This is a genomic window from Isoptericola sp. NPDC055063 (assembly GCF_053608125.1).
This window is the reverse complement of sequence record NZ_JBSGUW010000003.1, coordinates 184731-201712: the sequence shown is the minus strand read 5'-3', so window position 1 is coordinate 201712 and position 16982 is coordinate 184731. Positions and strand designations below refer to the sequence as shown.

Annotated in this window: 15 protein-coding genes; 5 read left to right on the top strand and 10 right to left on the bottom strand. The window is 74.5% G+C overall.

Annotated features, from left to right (window positions below):
- Positions 1-110: 110 nt before the first annotated feature.
- The 4 genes from ACWF41_RS04955 to ACWF41_RS04940 all read right to left on the bottom strand — a co-directional run bounded on the left by ACWF41_RS04955 (position 111) and on the right by ACWF41_RS04940 (position 3737).
- Positions 111-455: a DUF2200 domain-containing protein gene (locus ACWF41_RS04955; protein WP_380326807.1), complete on the bottom strand. Its 345-nt coding sequence runs from the start codon at positions 453-455 to the stop codon at positions 111-113.
- A 55-nt stretch (positions 456-510) separates the two neighbouring features.
- Complete coding sequence (locus ACWF41_RS04950) at positions 511-1128, bottom strand: DUF6580 family putative transport protein (protein WP_380326809.1); 618 nt, start codon at positions 1126-1128, stop codon at positions 511-513.
- Positions 1125-1538, bottom strand: a complete 414-nt coding sequence (locus tag ACWF41_RS04945) for a DUF4430 domain-containing protein (protein ID WP_380326812.1) — start codon at positions 1536-1538, stop codon at positions 1125-1127. Before ACWF41_RS04945 ends, ACWF41_RS04950 begins: the two co-directional genes overlap by 4 nt.
- Before the next feature lie 72 nt (positions 1539-1610).
- Complete coding sequence (locus ACWF41_RS04940) at positions 1611-3737, bottom strand: DNA gyrase/topoisomerase IV subunit B (protein WP_380326815.1); 2127 nt, start codon at positions 3735-3737, stop codon at positions 1611-1613.
- Positions 3738-3852: 115 nt separating this feature from the next.
- Between ACWF41_RS04940 and ACWF41_RS04935 the strand changes: the two genes are divergently transcribed.
- Entirely contained in the window at positions 3853-4068 is a 216-nt protein-coding gene (locus tag ACWF41_RS04935; RefSeq protein ID WP_380326818.1) for a DUF7455 domain-containing protein, read from the top strand.
- A gap of 103 nt (positions 4069-4171) precedes the next feature.
- Here the strand turns inward: ACWF41_RS04935 and ACWF41_RS04930 are convergent, their stop codons facing one another.
- Complete coding sequence (locus ACWF41_RS04930; RefSeq protein WP_380326949.1) at positions 4172-5767, bottom strand: SpoIID/LytB domain-containing protein; 1596 nt, start codon at positions 5765-5767, stop codon at positions 4172-4174.
- Positions 5768-5907: 140 nt separating this feature from the next.
- Between ACWF41_RS04930 and ACWF41_RS04925 the strand changes: the two genes are divergently transcribed.
- Positions 5908-7431, top strand: a complete 1524-nt coding sequence (locus tag ACWF41_RS04925; RefSeq protein ID WP_380326946.1) for an FAD-binding oxidoreductase — start codon at positions 5908-5910, stop codon at positions 7429-7431.
- Positions 7432-7566: 135 nt separating this feature from the next.
- Here ACWF41_RS04925 and ACWF41_RS04920 read toward each other — a convergent pair whose 3' ends face one another.
- The 3 genes from ACWF41_RS04920 to ACWF41_RS04910 all read right to left on the bottom strand — a co-directional run bounded on the left by ACWF41_RS04920 (position 7567) and on the right by ACWF41_RS04910 (position 11241).
- Entirely contained in the window at positions 7567-9168 is a 1602-nt protein-coding gene (locus ACWF41_RS04920; protein ID WP_380325333.1) for an RNA polymerase sigma factor, read from the bottom strand.
- A gap of 308 nt (positions 9169-9476) precedes the next feature.
- A complete protein-coding gene (locus ACWF41_RS04915; protein WP_380325330.1) occupies positions 9477-9833 on the bottom strand; it encodes a universal stress protein in 357 nt (118 codons plus the stop codon).
- 97 nt (positions 9834-9930) lie between these two features.
- A complete protein-coding gene (locus ACWF41_RS04910) occupies positions 9931-11241 on the bottom strand; it encodes a DUF4192 family protein (RefSeq protein ID WP_380325327.1) in 1311 nt (436 codons plus the stop codon).
- 169 nt (positions 11242-11410) lie between these two features.
- Between ACWF41_RS04910 and ACWF41_RS04905 the strand changes: the two genes are divergently transcribed.
- Together ACWF41_RS04905 and ACWF41_RS04900 are read left to right on the top strand one after the other, a co-directional pair.
- Positions 11411-12037, top strand: coding sequence for a hypothetical protein (locus tag ACWF41_RS04905; RefSeq protein WP_380325324.1), 627 nt, complete (start codon positions 11411-11413; stop codon positions 12035-12037).
- Between the two features lie 40 nt (positions 12038-12077).
- Complete coding sequence (locus ACWF41_RS04900; protein WP_380325321.1) at positions 12078-13181, top strand: polyprenyl synthetase family protein; 1104 nt, start codon at positions 12078-12080, stop codon at positions 13179-13181.
- Positions 13182-13214: 33 nt separating this feature from the next.
- Here the strand turns inward: ACWF41_RS04900 and ACWF41_RS04895 are convergent, their stop codons facing one another.
- Positions 13215-13628, bottom strand: a complete 414-nt coding sequence (locus ACWF41_RS04895; RefSeq protein ID WP_380325319.1) for an Rv2175c family DNA-binding protein — start codon at positions 13626-13628, stop codon at positions 13215-13217.
- Between the two features lie 48 nt (positions 13629-13676).
- On the opposite strand from ACWF41_RS04895, the gene pknB reads away from it, so the two are divergent.
- The gene (pknB, locus tag ACWF41_RS04890) at positions 13677-15692 is read left to right on the top strand and encodes a Stk1 family PASTA domain-containing Ser/Thr kinase (protein WP_380325316.1); all 2016 of its coding nucleotides are present in this window, start codon (positions 13677-13679) and stop codon (positions 15690-15692) included.
- A 48-nt stretch (positions 15693-15740) separates the two neighbouring features.
- On the opposite strand, the gene ACWF41_RS04885 is transcribed toward pknB, so the two are convergent.
- On the bottom strand, positions 15741-16982 hold a 1242-nt coding region (locus tag ACWF41_RS04885), incomplete at its 5' end, for a 3-deoxy-7-phosphoheptulonate synthase class II (RefSeq protein ID WP_452182111.1).

Below are 16982 nucleotides of genomic sequence, written 5' to 3'. Positions count from 1 at the left end.
GGTGGGGGGAGCGAGAGTGGCCGTGGGGGGGGGAGGGCGTACCCCTCCCCCCCCCCCCCCGCCGGGGGCCCGTCGTGTGGTCGGTCCTGCGATCGACGTCGTCCCGTCGACTAGGCCGCCGCGCCGGCGTCGCCGCGCAGGATCGACGACATCTTCTTGCCCTTCGCGACCTCGTCGACCAGCTTGTCCATCCAGCGGATCTGCTGCATCAGCGGGTCGTCGATCTCCTCGACGCGGACGCCGCAGATCACGCCCGTGATGAGCGACGCGTTCTCGTTCATCGCGGGTGCGGAGGCGAAGAACGTCTCCAGGTCGACCTCGTCCGCGATCACCTGCTCGAGGCCGGCGGCGTCGTAGCCGGTGAGCCAGGTGACGACGCGGTCGACGTCGGCCGCGTCGCGGTCCTTGCGCTCCACCTTCTGCACGTAGAGCGGGTAGATGCTGGCGAACGTCATCCGCCGGATCCGGTCTGCGGGCACGGTCCCTCGCCTCTCTCTCGGTCCGTCGAGGCTATCGCGCCGGGAGGGCCTCGGTGGCGGGCGCCGAGGCCCGCTCGAGCCGCGCCACCAGGGCCACGAGCCCGGCCGCGAGCGGCACCAGCACGAGGTTGCCGAGCAGCATCGGGCGCAGGAACGGCAGCCCGGCGACGTAGCTGGCCAGCAGTCCGTCGAGGCCCGCGGGGTAGAACGTGCCGCGGCCGAGCCACCAGACGCCGGCGTTGGTCCACAGGTAGAAGAACAGCGAGCCGCCGACGCCGAGGCCGAGCGCGGCGACCAGGCGGCCGGTCGTGCCGCGCGTGCGGCCCGCCCACCAGGCGCCGACGCCGATGACGGCCCACGCGCTCCACGTGAACACCAGCACCGACGAGTTGCCGAGCAGGACGTCGCTCAGCGCGACCACGGCCAGCGGAGCGAGCACCGCGACGCGGTGACGCAGCAGGCCCGCCGCCGCGAACGCCGCGGCCGTCGAGAGCTCGAGGTTGGGCGGGGCGCCGAGGTCGTCCTTCACCAGCCGCCAGACGACGGCGGCCGCGACGAGCAGGACCGCGACGGCGGGGCGCCACCAGCGTTGGGCGAGCTCGCGCGCGGACAGCGGGGCCTCGAGGCGGGAGGGGGCGGTGACGGTCACTTCTCGATCTCCTCGAGCTTCCAGGTGATGGTCTGCCCGTCCTTGGTCTGGAGCGAGCCGGCGCCGACCTGCGCCATCTCGTCGTCCACGTACAGGCCCCAGAACTCGGTGCTGGGGTCGGCCTCGCGACCACGCACGGCCGTGACGTACGCGTTCTCGCCCTTGCCCTGCACCTGGGCCTCCGGGTCGTGCTTCTCCAGCAGCTCGAGCGCCGTCTTGCCGTCCTCGCCGGCGTAGGAGAACTCGCTGAGGTTCTCCGCCACCTGCTCCGTCGCGTCCGCGGACGCCGAGGACGAGGAGCCCGCGTCGGAGGAGCCGCCGTCGGCACAGCCGGCGAGCAGGCCGGCGGCCAGGGCGGTCGCCGGCAGGAGGGCGAGCAGACGGGAGGTGGTCGAGCGAGGGATCTTCACGGCCGAAGGGTACCCATCAGCCGTGGTCACCCGCCGCCCGGGTCGCCATCCGGACGCCCCGGGCGCGTCGGGTCAGGCGTCGATCCGCGACTGGTCCAGGGTGCCCGCTCCCGCGACGATGAACTCCTTGCGCGGGGCCACGTCGCTGCCCATGAGCAGCTCGAACACCCGCTCGGCGGCCTCGGCGCCCTCCACGGTCACGCGCCGCAGCGTCCGGTGGCGCGGGTCCATCGTGGTCTCGGCGAGCTGGTCGGCGTCCATCTCCCCCAGGCCCTTGTAGCGCTGGATGTCCTCCTTGTACCGGCGGCCGGCGCGGTCCAGCTTCTTGAGCGTGGCGGCCAGCTCGGCCTCCGAGTACGTGTAGACGTACTCGTTCTTTCGCCGCCCGCTGCCCAGCACCTCGACGCGGTGCAGCGGCGGGACGGCGGCGAAGACCCGGCCGGCCTCGAGCATCGGGCGCATGTACCGGTAGAAGAGCGTCAGCAGCAGGGTGCGGATGTGCGCGCCGTCGACGTCGGCGTCCGTCATCAGGACGATCTTGCCGTAGCGCGCCGCGTCGAGGTCGAAGGACCGCCCCGACCCCGCGCCGAGCACCTGGATGATGGCGGCGCACTCCGCGTTGCGCAGCATGTCGCTGATCGACGCCTTCTGGACGTTGAGGATCTTGCCGCGGATCGGCAGCAGCGCCTGGAAGTCGCTCGAGCGCGCCAGCTTCGCCGTCCCGAGCGCCGAGTCCCCCTCGACGATGAACAGCTCGCTGCGGGTGACGTCGTCGCTGCGGCAGTCCGCGAGCTTCGCCGGCAGCGACGACGCCTCGAGGGCGTTCTTGCGCCGGGAGATCTCCTTCTGCTTGCGCGCCGTGACACGGGCGCGCATCTCGGCGACCACCTTGTCCAGCAGCAGCGCCGACTGCGCCTTCTCGTCGCGCTTGGTGGAGGTGAGCAGCGCGCCCAGCTCCTTCTCCACGACGCGGGAGACGATCGCGCGCACGGGCGCCGTGCCGAGGACCTCCTTGGTCTGGCCCTCGAACTGCGGCTCCGCGAGCCGGACGGTGACCACCGCCGTCAGCCCGGCCAGGACGTCGTCCTTCTCGATCCGCTCCGCGGCGTCCTTGGTGGAGACCTTCAGCCGGCGCGCGTTCGCCTCGATCTGCTTGCGCACCGTCTTGAGCAGCCCCTGCTCGAAGCCCGACAGGTGGGAGCCGCCCTTGGGCGTGGCGATGATGTTGACGAAGGTGCGCACCTCCGTGTCGTAACCGCCGCCCCAGCGCAGCGCGACGTCCACCTCGCATTCGCGCTGCACGTCCTGCGGGGTCATGTGCCCGCGCGAGTCGAGCACCGGCACCGTCTCGGTGAAGTGCCCGCTGCCCCGCAGCTGCCACGTCGACGTCACCGGCGCGTCCGGCGCGAGGAACTCGACGAAGTCGACCGCGCCGCCGTCGTGCTGGAAGACCTCCTCGAACGGCCCCGTCTCGCCCGGGGTGCCGGGCAGCCCGCGCTCGTCGCGCAGCGTGATCTTCAGGCCGGGCACGAGGAACGTGGTCTGGCGCGCCCGGGTGACGAGCTCGTCGTAGCTGAACACGGCCGACTTCGGGAACACCTGCCGGTCCGCCCAGTACCGCACCCGCGTGCCGGAGACGCCGCGCTTGACCTTGCCGACGACGGCGAGCTCGCTGTGGTCGGTGAAGGGCGTGAACGGCGACTCGGGCGAGGCGCCCGACGCCGGGTCGGCGAAGACGCCCGGCTCGCCGCGGTGGAAGGTCATCCGGTGGGTCTTGCCGCTGAGGTCCACCTCGACGTCGAGGCGTGCGGACAGCGCGTTGACCACCGAGGCGCCCACGCCGTGCAGGCCACCCGACGCGGTGTAGGAGCCCCCGCCGAACTTGCCGCCCGCGTGCAGCTTCGTGAAGACCACCTCGACACCCGTGAGGCCCGTCTTCGGCTCGATGTCGACCGGGATGCCGCGGCCGTCGTCCTCGACCGTGACAGACGAGTCGGCGTGCAGCACGACGCGGATGTCCGACGCGTGCCCGCCGAGGGCCTCGTCGACGGAGTTGTCGATGATCTCCCACAGGCAGTGCATGAGGCCGCGCGAGTCCGTGGACCCGATGTACATGCCGGGGCGCTTGCGCACCGCCTCGAGGCCCTCGAGGACCGTCAGGTGGCGCGCGGTGTACCCGGACTCGGAGGTGGCTGTCACGGGAACGAGGGTAGACGACCCGAACAGGTGTTCCGTGTGCTCCACGCCGCTATGCCGGGAGCGAACCCGGCCGGGAACGGGATGCTCCGGGCCACCGGTCTGGTTGGATGGAGACGTGAGCACCACGACGACCGAACCGACCCAGCCGCTGACCGCCGCCGACCGCTGCGACCGCTGCGGCGCCCAGGCGTACGTGCGAGTGGTCCTGCCCGTCGGAGAGCTCCTCTTCTGCGGGCACCACGCGCGCGCGCACGCCGGCGCCTACGAGGGCGTCGCCGTCCACGTCCAGGACGAGACGGACCGGCTCCTCGCCGAGCACGGGGCACGCTGACCCGCGACCGCGCGGCACGACCCACGACACACGAGAGCCCCGCACCGTACGGTGCGGGGCTCTCGTGCGCTGTACGCGCCTCGGGTCGGGCGTCGCGGCCTGCTCAGCTGTTGCGGCCCGACAGCGAGCCCACCCACGACGCGCGCACCCCGAGCGTCGTGCGCCACCCGTCCGCCGTCTTGGTCCGCGACACCTTCTTCCCGGTCGCCGACGTGGCCGTCAGCGTCTTGACCTGCCCGCTCGACCACCGCGAGGTGACCGCGATCGAGCGCACCGACGACAGGCCGAAGATCGACCGCGCCTTCGCCTGCGTGATCGAGTCACTCCAGCTCAGGTAGGGGTTCTTCGGCGCCTTGGCCGAGTACGTGTCGGTCACGTGCTTGAGGTAGGGCAGAGCCGCCGTCCCGAACACCTCCGTGTTCGTCGCCGTGCCGCGACGACCGCCCGCACCGCCCGTCGACGCGAAGTAGGGCGTCTCGGCGAACAGGCCGTCGGCGTCGCGCAGCACGGTCACCGTGTGGTCGTCGGCCTGCACCGTGGCGTTCACGGCGGTGACCCACGTCCCGCCCCAGCCCCCGCCCTGCTTCTTCCACCCGGTGTAGTGCTGGGAGCGGGTGTCGTCGTAGACGTGGCAGCCGCAGACGGACTTGAGGCCCTTCACCTTCTCGACGATCGCGTAGTTGCGGGCCACGACCGCCTGCGCCTGCAGGGCCGCCGCGCCACGGTTGGTGCTCGACCCCCAGCCCGACGGCATCTCGTCCAGCCCGTACAGGTACTCGGTGTTGATGACCACCTCGTTGACCACGTTGGGCCGGTTCGACCGCTTGGTCACGACGAGGCGCCCGTTGCGGTACGTCCCCTGGGCGCCCGTGACCGTCGCGACCGCCTTCGTCCCGGTGGGCTGGTAGTAGCGGGTGCCGGACCACTCGTAGGTGAGGCTGGAGCGCGCGGACACCTTCGAGACCGTCGCGCTCCCCTTCATGACCGTGGCCGTGACCCCGCCGGTCGCGACGCCGACCTTGACCGTGCGGGAGGCGTCGCCGCTCGCCAGGACCTTGCCCGCCGGGTCCGTCAGCCGCCAGGTGCCGGAGCCGACCCCCAGCACGGTCGTGGTCCGGGTGTCGGACGGCGGGCCGAGCACCTGGACGTCGAGGGTGGTGCGCGGGTCGTTCGCCGTCGAGACCGTGGTGCCCGGGTAGTAGTAGCCGAGGATCTGCGCCGCGGTGCGGCCGGTGCGCGACTGCTGGTACGCGCCCCACTGGGCCAGCCCCACGCCGTGCCCCGACCCGGAGCCGGAGATCGCGAACCGGACCGGCACGACGCGCACCGTGATCGTGCCGCTCCTGGCGTGGCTGGTCCGGAATCGGTAGCTCGCGGTCGCGGTGGGCTTCACCGTCGTCGAGGCACGTCCCTTGGGGCCGGTCCGCACGGTGCGGACCTTCACCCACGAGCCGCCCTTCTTGCGCTGCAGCGTCACCGCGGCACCCTTCACGGGCTTGCCGGACCTGAGGTAGCGGACGCTGAGGATCTTGCCGACCGTCGCCGTCGTCGTCCCGCCTCCGGAGCCCGCCAGGGACCAGGTCGCGGCGCGCGCCGGCGGGGCCACCAGGACCGACGCGAGCGACAGTGCCAGCACGACGGCGAGGGCGAGCAGGACGACGAACCGGGACCGCCCGGGGAAGGCCGTGGTCTGGGGCACGGCGACACCCTGCCACATCGGCCCTGTCCGGGGGAACGCCCCGGACACTTCACCCGCGATCCGGGCCGCCGACCCGTCACCGCCGGGCGGCGCGTGGCTCCCTCTCCCCCGGCACCGTTCCACCGAAGGAGAGTCACCCGATGTCCAGCACCACCCCCGCCGCCCCGACGCTCGACGATCCCGCGGCCCACCACCTCACCACGACCGCCGCAGCCGCCGCCGACGAGCTGCGGACCGGCCTCGCCGGCACCGTCCACCTCCCGGGAGAGCCCGCCTACGACGCGGCGCTCGGCGGCTTCAACCTCGCGCTCGTCCACCGCCCGGCGCTCGTCGTGCGCGCGGCCTCGCCCGAGGACGTCGCGCGGACCGTCCGGGCCGCCGCCGGTCACGGGCTCGGCGTCGGGGTGCGCTCCACCGGGCACAGCGCCGCCCCGACCGGACCGGCCGACGTCCTGCTCGACGTGTCGGCACTGGACGGCCTGGAGGTCGACCCCGTGGCGCGCACGGCCACCGTCGGGCCGGGCACGTCGTGGCGCGCCGTCCTGGACGCCGGCGCCCCGCACGGGCTCGGCGGCCTCTGCGGCTCGTCCCCGCACGTCGGGGTGGTGGGCTACACCCTCGGCGGCGGCCTCGGTCCGCTCGCGCGCACGTTCGGCTTCGCCGCCGACCACGTCCGCTCCCTCGACGTCGTGACCCCCGACGGGTCGCTCGTCACCGCGTCGCCGGACCGGCACGCGGACCTGTTCTGGGCGCTGCGGGGCGGCGGCGGTGCGTTCGGTGTGGTCACGTCGCTGACGTTCGACCTGTTCCCGCTGCGCACCGTGCACGCCGGCACCGTGTGGTTCGACGCCGCCGACGCGGCACCCGTCGTGCATCGCTGGCGCGAGCTGGTGCGTGACCTGCCGGAGTCCGTGACCACCTCCGTCGCGCGCATGAACCTGCCGCCGCTGCCCGATCTGCCCGAGCCGCTGCGCGGCCGGGCCGTCCTCGTGGTGCGGTACGTACGCCACCTCGGCGACGATGGCCGCGACGGCGACGCCGGCGAGACCCTGGACGGCGGGGGCATGGTCGGCGGGGCCGCGGACGGGCTGGTCGACGCGCTGCGGGCGGTCGCACCCCCGCTCCTCGACACCGTCGGCGACCTGCCCTACGCGCGGATCGGCGAGATCCACGCCGACCCCGAGGACCCGATGCCGTTCGTGGAGCGCGGCGGGCAGCTGCGCGAGCTCACCGCCGACGCCGTCGACGCGTTCCTCGCGGCCGTGCCCGCGGGGTCGCCCGTGGCGATGGCGGAGATCCGCCTCCTCGGCGGGGCCGTGGGGCGGCCCGCGGCCGTCCCGAACGCCGTCGCCGGCCGGGACGCCGCCTGCACGCTGTTCGTGGGTTCGCTCGGCGCGCCCCTGGGGCCGCCCGACGCGGCCGCGCACGTGCAGGCCGTGCACGACGCCCTGCGCCCGTGGGCCACGGGCGGGTCGCTGCTCAACTTCGCGGGGCCGCGCGACGCCGTCTCGGCGCAGCTGATGCGGACGTCGTTCGGCCCGGGCACGTACGAGCGCCTGGTCGCGATGCGCCGACGGCTCGACCCGCTGGGCGTCCTCGCGCCGTCCTCACGGTGGGCGCCCGTTCACGGCGTCCCCGCGGTCAGGGCCGACCCGGTCGCCTGACCGCACGACCGACCTCGGCGACCGACGTCGACCCACGGCGTCGACCCACCGCGTCGACGCACGGCCCGGACATGCCGAAAGCCCCGTGCCGGTCGATGATCCGACCGGCACGGGGCCCTTCCTGCGCTGCGGGTATCAGTCCAGGTAGTCGCGAAGCACCTGGGACCGGCTCGGGTGGCGCAGCTTCGACATCGTCTTGGACTCGATCTGACGGATCCGCTCGCGCGTCACGCCGTAGACCTTGCCGATCTCGTCGAGCGTCTTCGGCTGCCCGTCCTGCAGACCGAAGCGCATCGAGACGACGCCCGCCTCGCGCTCCGACAGGGTGTCGAGCACCTGGTGCAGCTGCTCCTGCAGCAGCGTGAAGCTCACCGCGTCGGCCGGCACGACGGCCTCGGAGTCCTCGATGAGGTCACCGAACTCGCTGTCGCCGTCCTCGCCCAGCGGCGTGTGCAGCGAGATGGGCTCGCGGCCGTACTTCTGGACCTCGACCACCTTCTCGGGGGTCATGTCCAGCTCCTTGGCCAGCTCCTCCGGGGTGGGCTCGCGGCCCAGGTCCTGGAGCATCTGGCGCTGCACGCGGGCCAGCTTGTTGATGACCTCGACCATGTGCACCGGGATGCGGATGGTGCGGGCCTGGTCGGCCATGGCGCGGGTGATCGCCTGCCGGATCCACCAGGTGGCGTACGTCGAGAACTTGTAGCCCTTGGTGTAGTCGAACTTCTCGACGGCGCGGATCAGACCGAGGTTGCCCTCCTGGATGAGGTCCAGGAACAGCATGCCGCGGCCGGTGTAACGCTTGGCGAGGGAGACGACGAGGCGCAGGTTCGCCTCGAGCAGGTGGTTCTTGGCGCGCTTGCCGTCGTGCGCGATCCACCGCAGGTCGCGGTACATCCGGCGCTCGTCGGCGTTCGCCTTCGTCTTGTCGAAGTCGGCGTAGTCCTTGGACAGTCGCTCCTCCGCGAACAGGCCGGCCTCGATGCGCTTCGCGAGCTCGACCTCCTGCTCCGCGTTCAGCAGCGCGACCTTGCCGATCTGCTTCAGGTAGTCCTTGACCGGGTCGGCCGTGGCGCCGGCGGTGACGACCTGCTGCGCGGGCTGGTCGTCGTCGTCGGTGTCCGAGACGACGAATCCCCGCTCCTCGTCGTCGCCCTTGGTGTCCTTGCCCGCGGCGGCCTTCGTGCCCTTGGCGCCGTGCTCGGCGCCCTCCTGCTCGTCGTCCGCGACGTCGGTCGCGTCCTCGTCGAGCTCGACGTCCTCGATATCGTCCGAGCCCGGCTCGTCCTTCGAGGCGGCCTTGCGACCGCGCGTCGTCTTCGTGCCCTTGGTCGTCGCCGACTTGGACGCGGCGGAACGCGAGGCAGGCTTCTTGGCCGCCGGGGTCGACTCACCGGGCTCCTCGTCGGCCCCGGTCGTGGCGGAGGTCGACTTCACCGTGGAGGTCTTCACGGCGCCGGACCGCGCCGCCGGCGCCTTGGCGCGCGTGGCGGTGCTCCGGCTGGTGCTGGCGGCGGCGACCTTGGTGGCCGTGGGCACGCCGATCTCGACGCCCGCCGTCGCGAAGGCGCGCAGGACCGCCTTCAGCCGCTTCGGGTCCGCCACCGCCGCGTTCTCGCAGGCGGCACGGAAGCTCTCGGCGTCGACCCGGCCGTCGGCGGTGCCTCGAGCGAGCAGTCCCTGCAGGGCAGGGTGCTCGAACTCGCGGGGAAGTGCAGGGTTCTGCGCAGTGGACGCCACAAACCGACCTTTCGGCATTCGAGGGGACGGTGCACCGCCGTCAAGGCCTCCGACTCGGACTGTCGTGGCTCAGGCGGACACCCCTATTGTACCGGCGACATCCGCGACGGTGGGGCACCGCGGGCTCCTGCGCCCGCTCCAGTACCCGCGTCGTGCGGTCTCCGGTGCTGGCTCAACGCACGGGAGCGCTCGAAGATTCCCGCGGTACCACCGGGAACGGCCCGCGGTCGCCGCGCGCGGCGGGCACGGACGACACCGGCCGACGGTCACGAGCGTCACACCGTTCGGCGTGGCGCGGCGACCCATGGTCACGGCTTCACCGCGAGCACCGGACAGGGGGCCTCGAGCAGGATCCGCTGCGCCCCCGAGCCGAGGATGAGCTTGCCGACGGGGCTGCGGCGCCGCAGCCCCACGACGATCAGCTCCGCCCCCGCCTCGTGCGCCGTGCGCACGAGGTCCTCCGCGAGGTCCCCGGTGCCGGCGACCATCGAGTAGGGCACCCCGGACGCGGTCAGGTCGTCCTCGACCGCCTGCCTCTCGGGGCTCGCGTCGCCCTGGGCCACGACGACCGTGAGGGGGGCGGACCGCTCCCGCGCCTCGCGCTGCGCTGCGGCGAGTGCCGCCTGCCCTTCGGCCGTGCTCAGGAGTCCGACGACGATCGCCATGGGGGCACGCTACCCGACGCCGCGCCCGGTCACCGGCCTGCCAGGGACACCGACCGGGACCCTGCCCGTGGGCAACCAGGAGCCGGCCCGGAGCCGGTCACGAGCCGGCCCGGGAGCCGCCCGGTCGTCCTGTCGCACGCCCGGGGGCGCCCGCGGGGACCGCCGGTGCCGCCGGGCCCGAGGCCGTGACCCACCCCGGAGGCACCGCCGCACGCAGCACCCCGGCCAGGAGCGCGGCCAGGCGGTGCGACGGATCCTGACGCAGCGCCTCGCGGACCCGCCTCGCGGCCAGCCATCCGTCGCCGCGCCACCACGCGAGGAACGCCAGCAGGGCGAGCGGGGCGGCGTGCCAGCGGCGCGGCGCCGCGCCGACCACCTGCTCGAGGACGAGCCGCGCGGCGTCCGCCACCGCTGCGTCGGGCGGGACCCCGACCCGCGGGTCCACCACGCGGGCGATCGCCCGAGCCGTGGCCACCTCGACCGCGGTCTCGCTCTCGGCGCCCGCCCCTGGGCCGGGGGCACCGCGCGCGGCGGTCAGCTCTGCCGCGTCGGAGGCCCCCGGCACGAGGGACAGCAGCACGGCGTCGCGCACCGGGACGTCCGCGAGCGCCGCTGCCAGGCGGCCGAGGCGTGCGGGCGGCAGGGCGATCTCGCCGCCCGGGGTCGCGACCTGCTGGTCCGCGGCGGCCTGGCGCACGAGGTCGCGCCACACGCCGAGGGCCTCCGCGCGCCACCGCGCCGTCGCGGCGCCCGGGGGCTCGCCACCCTGCAGCGCGGGGCGTCCACGCTCGGTACGGGCGGCCGCCTTCGCGACCCGGTCCCGCACGGCGACGGACGCCCGGGCGATGCGGTGCGCCTCCTGCTCCGAGGCGGCGATCGCGCGCCCCGCGACGACGAACGCGGCCCCGACCTCGCCGTGCTCGAGCTCACCCAGCGGACGCCCGTCGGGCGGGCAGCACGCCGGGTCCGCGCAGCCGAGGCCGCGGTACCCGTCGGCACCGACCAGCCAGGTCTCGATGTCGGCCGCCGGGTCCAGCACCTCGTCGAGGGCGGCGAGCACCTCCGCCGCGCGGGGCAGGACGGCGGACTCCGGCCGCGCGGTGCACAGGACGACGAGGACGAGGACGGCCCCGACCCGCGCCGCCGCCCGTGCCACCGTGCGGGCGTCGGGCTCCGGTCCGTCGAGGCCTCCCGCACCACCGCCGTCGGCTTCGGCGAGCGACGTCCGGGCGACGAGGCCGATCCTCCCCTCCCCGGTGACGCAGACGACGACGCAGCACTCCCGGGGCCGGAACCCCAGCAGGTACGGCACGGCGGCGAGCATGTCGCGGGACGAACGGAGCACGACGGGCAGGTCGAACGGCGAGTCGGGCTCCCCGGAGCGGGGCGTGGCGTAGGCGGCTTCCATGGCCCGATCCCATCGGAAGCGGCGGGCACGTGAGGGCCGCCCGCCGCCGGCTGTGGACGCACCGCTCCTGGGGGCAGGCTCGGACCCGTCGCCCGTGGGGCGGCGTCCTGCCGACCACCGGGCCGACGGGCTCGCCCGATGCTCTCCCCGGGCCGCTACGGTGGGCGCCGTGCCCACGCTCCCCCGTCCGCCGCGCCCCTCTCGCACCGTCCGAGGTGCCCGTGCCGGCGGCGCCGCCATGGCCGTCGCCGCGCTGCTGACGTTGTCCGGGTGCGGGCTGCTCGGTGGCGGCGCCCCCGACGACGAGGTCTCGGCGACCGGTGAGCACGGCTCCGGCGTCGGGCTGCGCGGCGACGGCGACGCGACCGCGAGCGCCGACCCGGACGCCCCCGCTGCGCTGCCCACGTTCGACCCGGACACCGCCGTCGGCGGCTACGCGCCCGGCTTCCCCGAGAAGCTGCTCGGCGCGCCCCAGGACGCCACCGTCCTCGCCAGCTCGGCCACGCCCGGGGCGGGGAGGCTCACGGACGTGACCCTCAACCTGAGCACGACCCGCAGCACGCAGGAGGTCATCGACCAGCTCGCGAAGCGGCTGCACAAGGCCGGCTTCACCCAGTCCGAGACGGGGACGCTCACCGGGCTCACGGCCCAGACGACGTTCGGCCGCGAGACCACGCCGAAGTCGAAGAAGGGCGCCAAGGACGCGGGCCCGGTCGTGGAGTCCGTCACGCTCGGCGTGCTCGACGACGGCGAGCGCCGCCTGGTCACCGTGAGCGGCTCGGTCCTCACCGGCTGACCCGGGCCCGGGCCCTCGTCCGGACACATAGGCTGGCCGCATGCCCACCGCACCGTCCCTGGTCGACCTCGAGAACCTCCGCCCCGACGTCGACGCCGAGGTCGAGCGGCACCTCGCCGACCTGGAGCGGGAGGCCGCCTCGATCGGGGCCGCGGCGACCGCGCTCACGGATCAGGCGGCGGTCCTCCTGCGCGGGGGCAAGCGGCTGCGGGCGGCGTTCTGCTACTGGTCGTTCCGGGCCCACGGCGGGCCGTCCGAGGGCCCCGGGCGCGATGCCGTGGTCCGCGCCGGCGCGGCCCTCGAGCTGTTCCAGGCCGCGGCCCTGCTGCACGACGACGTGATGGACGCGTCCGACACGCGCCGCGGCGAGCCCACCGCCCACCGCGCCTTCGAGGCTCGCCATTCCGGGGCGGGCTGGGCCGGGTCGGCCGAGCGCTTCGGCACGTCCGCCGCCATCCTGCTGGGCGACCTGTGCCTGGTGGCGTGCCAGCGCGAGATGGCCGCGGCGGTCGAGACCCTCCCTGACCGGGCGGGCGACGCGCGGGCCCTGTTCGACGCCATGCAGACCGAGGTGGTCGTCGGCCAGTACCTCGACGTGCTGGTGCAGGCCGAGCCGTGGGGGCTCGACCCGGCGGCGGACGAGGAGCGCGCGCGCACCGTCCTGCGCGCCAAGTCGGCGCGCTACTCGGTGGAGCGCCCGCTCGTGCTGGGCGCCGTGCTGGCGGGCGCCGCCCCTGCCCGCCTCGACGCGGTCTCCGCGGCCGGCCTGCCTCTCGGGGAGGCGTTCCAGCTGCGCGACGACGTGCTCGGCGTCTTCGGCGACCCGTCGGTCACGGGCAAGCCCGCGGGCGACGACCTGCGCGAGGGCAAGCGCACCGTCCTCGTGGCCCGCACCATGACCGCCGCGAGCCCCGCCGACCGCGACCTCGTCGTCGCCCGGCTGGGTGACCCCGACCTCGACGGCGCGACGGTCGAGCGGCTGCGCGGGGTGATCGCGGGCTCCGGCGCGCTCGACGGGGTCGAGACGCTCATCGGCGCGCTCGCGGACGGCGCGCTCGCGGGCCTCGCCGCGGCGGACCTCGCGGAGCCGGGGCGCACGGTCCTGCTGGACCTGGCGCGCGCCGCGGTCGACCGCGCGGCCTGAGCCGGCCGCGCGGTCCGGCGGGTCAGCGACGCGTCACAGCAGCGCCTGCGCGACCCGGCGCACCTCGGCCCGGCGCCCGGCCAGGAGCTCCGCGATCGGCGCGTTCCCGATCGACGGCTCGGTCTCGAACAGCCAGCGCAGGATGGCCGCGTCGTCGAGCCCCACGTCCGAGAGCACCAGGACGGTGCCGCGCAGCGTCGGCAGCACGTGCGGCTTCTCGCCGTCCGTGACGAGGAAGACGGCGGGCACCTGGAAGGTGTTCCGCTCGCCACGCTTGATCCCGACCAGCGTCCGCTCGGCGACCAGCCCCCGCACCTTGCTCACCGGGATGCCGAGCACCTCGGCGACGTCGGGGAGGGTCAGCCACTCGTCCACGAGCGGCTCGAGGGCGGTGCGGTCGTCGGTGGCGCCTGCGGGGCCGGGCGCGGGGGATGCGGTGTCGTTCACCCGGCCAGCCTACGGGCCCGCCGATCGGGCCGCCCCTACACTCGTGGCGTGGCCATCGCGACGACCGACCCGATGCTCGGCCGCCTGGTCGACGGGCGGTACGAGATCGTCGCGCGCGTCGCGCGCGGGGGCATGGCCACGGTCTACCGCGCCACCGACCGCCGCCTCGACCGCGAGGTCGCGATCAAGGTGATGCACCCACACCTGGCCGACGGCGTGGACGGCGCCGCGTTCGTGTCCCGCTTTCGCCGCGAGGCCCGCGCGGCCGCCCGCCTCACCCACCCGGGCGTCGTGGCCGTCTACGACCAGGGCGTCGACGGGGACACGAGCTACCTGGCCATGGAGTACGTGCCGGGCACGAACCTGCGGCGCGAGCTGCACGACGCCGGCGCGCTCACCCTGGGCCGCACCCTCGACGTCGTCGCGCAGGTGCTGGCGGCCCTGGCCGCGGCCCACCGCAGGGGCGTCGTCCACCGCGACGTGAAGCCCGAGAACGTCCTCGTCGTGGGCGACGCCGACGGCGTGACCGACGGCCGGGCCGGCACCTCCGCCGCAGGGCGGGTCAAGGTCGCGGACTTCGGCCTGGCGCGCGCCGTCACCGAGGTCACGACCACCACCACAGGCACCGTCCTCGGCACCGTGGCGTACCTCGCGCCGGAGGTCATCACCAGCGGGCGCTGCGACGCCCGCACCGACGTCTACGCCGTGGGGGTGCTCGCCTACGAGCTCGCGACCGGCACGCTCCCCTACCCCGGCGAGACGCCGATCCAGGTCGCCTTCCACCACGTGCACGAGGACCACCCGGCGCCGTCGGAGCGCGTCGACTGGCTCCCTGAGGGCCTCGACGCCCTCGTCGCGTCGTTCACCTCCCGCGACCCGCAGCGCCGGCCAGCCGACGCCGGGGCCGCGCTCGAGGCGGTCGAGGCGCTGCGGGCGTCGCTCGACCCCGAGCTGCTCGACCGTCGCGCCGACGCACCCGCCGACGACGCACCGGCCGCCCCCGACGACGCCACGGACGGCGCCGAGGACGCGGACGCGGCGGGCCCCGGGGCCACCGACGCCGTCGACGAGATCCCCACCGCGTTCTTCCAGGAGGTGTCCGCGACCGCGCCGTCGCGAACCGACGACCGGCCGGTCGAGCAGCCCACCGAGGCCTACGGACGGCCTTCGAGGCGCCGGCGCGCGATCGCGTGGTCGCTCGCCGTCGTGCTCCTGCTCGGCGGGGGCGGGCTCGGCACCTGGTGGTGGTTCGCCGACGGCCCCGGCGCGTGGACCTCGGTCCCCTCCGGCATGGCCGGGGCGTCGGCGGACGACGCGCACGCCGCCCTCGAACGGGCCGGGCTCGACGTCACCACCAGCCGCGCGTTCGACGACGAGATCCCCGTCGGCGCGGTCGTGACCACCGTCCCGGCGCCGGGCGAGCGGGTTCGCCTCGACGGCTCCGTGGAGCTGGTCCTCTCGCGGGGCGTGCGCATGCTCACGGTGCCCCACGACCTCGTCGGCGCGGACCGCGAGAAGGCGACGGCGGCGCTGGAGCGCGCCGGCTTCACCGTCGGGTCGCCGACCCGGGCCTACGACGACGAGGCGGACCGCGGCACCGTCCTCGACCTCTCGGCGGGCGAGGGCACCCGCCAGCGGCACGACACCGTCATGACGCTCACCGTCTCCGACGGCCCCGCCCCCGTGCAGGTGCCGCAGGAGGTGGGCAAGGAGAAGGACGCCGCGGTCGCCGACCTCGAGAGCCTCGGGCTCGTGGTGAAGCTCGCCGACCCGACGTACTCCGAGGACGTCCCGAAGGGCCACGTCCTGGCCCAGGACCCGGAGCAGGGCGCCGCGGCGCACCGCACGGACACGGTCACCCTCACGATCTCCCAGGGGCCGCCGCTGGTCGAGGTGCCGAACGTCGTCGGCAAGCACACCGACCCGGCCCGCAAGGCGCTGGAGAAGGCCGGCTTCAAGGTCAAGGAGAACGCCTACCTGGGCGGCCTGCTCGACACCGTCCGCTTCCAGGACACCACCGGCACGGCCCCGAAGGGCAGCACCGTCACGCTGACGGTCTGGTAGGCGGCCCGACGCGACGGGCCAGCAGGCGGCAGCTCGTCGGGCGATGGGTCACCAGCTGGTGAGCATCTCCGCGACGCGGAACGCCATCTCGAGCGACTGCTGGTGGTTCAGACGCGGGTCGACGAGCGTCTCGTACCGCAGCGCGAGCCCGGCGTCGTCGATCTCCTCGCTGCCGCCCAGCACCTCGGTGACGTCGTCGCCGGTGAGCTCCATGTGCAGGCCGCCGGGCACGGTGCCGAGGGCGCGGTGCACCTCGAAGAAGCCGGTCACCTCGTCGAGGACGTCCGAGAACCGGCGCGTCTTGTATCCGCTCTCCGACGTGATCGTGTTGCCGTGCATCGGGTCGGTCACCCAGGTGACGGCCACGCCCGCGGCGGTCACCTTCTCGACCACCTCGGGCAGCACGTCACGGACCTTGCCGGCGCCCATGCGGGTGACGAACGTCAGGCGCCCCGCGGTGTTGTCCGGGTTGAGCCGGGCCGCGAGGGCGAGCGCGTCGTCGGCCGTCGTCGTCGGGCCGAGCTTGACCCCGACGGGGTTGGCGACCCGCGAGAGGAACTCGACGTGCGCCCCGTCCAGCTGGCGCGTGCGCTCGCCGATCCACAGGAAGTGGGCCGACGTCGCGTAGGCCTCGCCAGTGCGGGAGTCGACGCGGGTGAGCGCCCGCTCGTAGTCGAGGATGAGCGCCTCGTGGCTGAGGTAGAACTCCACCGAGCGCAGGGCGTCGAAGTCGGCGCCGCAGGCCTCCATGAAGCGGATCGCCCGGTCGATCTCGGCGGCCGTGCGCTCGTAGCGCGAGTACGCCGGGTTGCGCATGAACCCGCGGTTCCACTCGTGCACGCGCCGCAGGTCGGCATGGCCGCCCTGCGTGAACGCGCGCACGACGTTCGCCGTCGCCGACGAGATCCGGTACGCCTGCTCCAGGCGCACCGGGTCGGGCGTGCGCGACGCGGGGGTGAACTCGTGCCCGTTGACCATGTCGCCGCGGTACGCGGGCAGCGTGACGCCGTCGCGGGTCTCGAGGTCCGACGAGCGCGGCTTGGCGTACTGACCCGCCAGGCGGCCCATCTTCACCACCGGGGTGCTCGCGCCGTGCGTGAGCACCACCGCCATCTGCAGGATGGTGCGGATCTTGTTGCGGATCCGGGTCGCGTTCGCGTCGGCGAACGTCTCTGCGCAGTCGCCGCCCTGCAGCAGGAACGCCTCGCCCCGGCCGGCCGAGGGGAGGGGGGGGGTTGGTGGGGCTCTCCCCTCCCCTACCCCACAAGGGGGCGACCGTGGGAGGAGGGA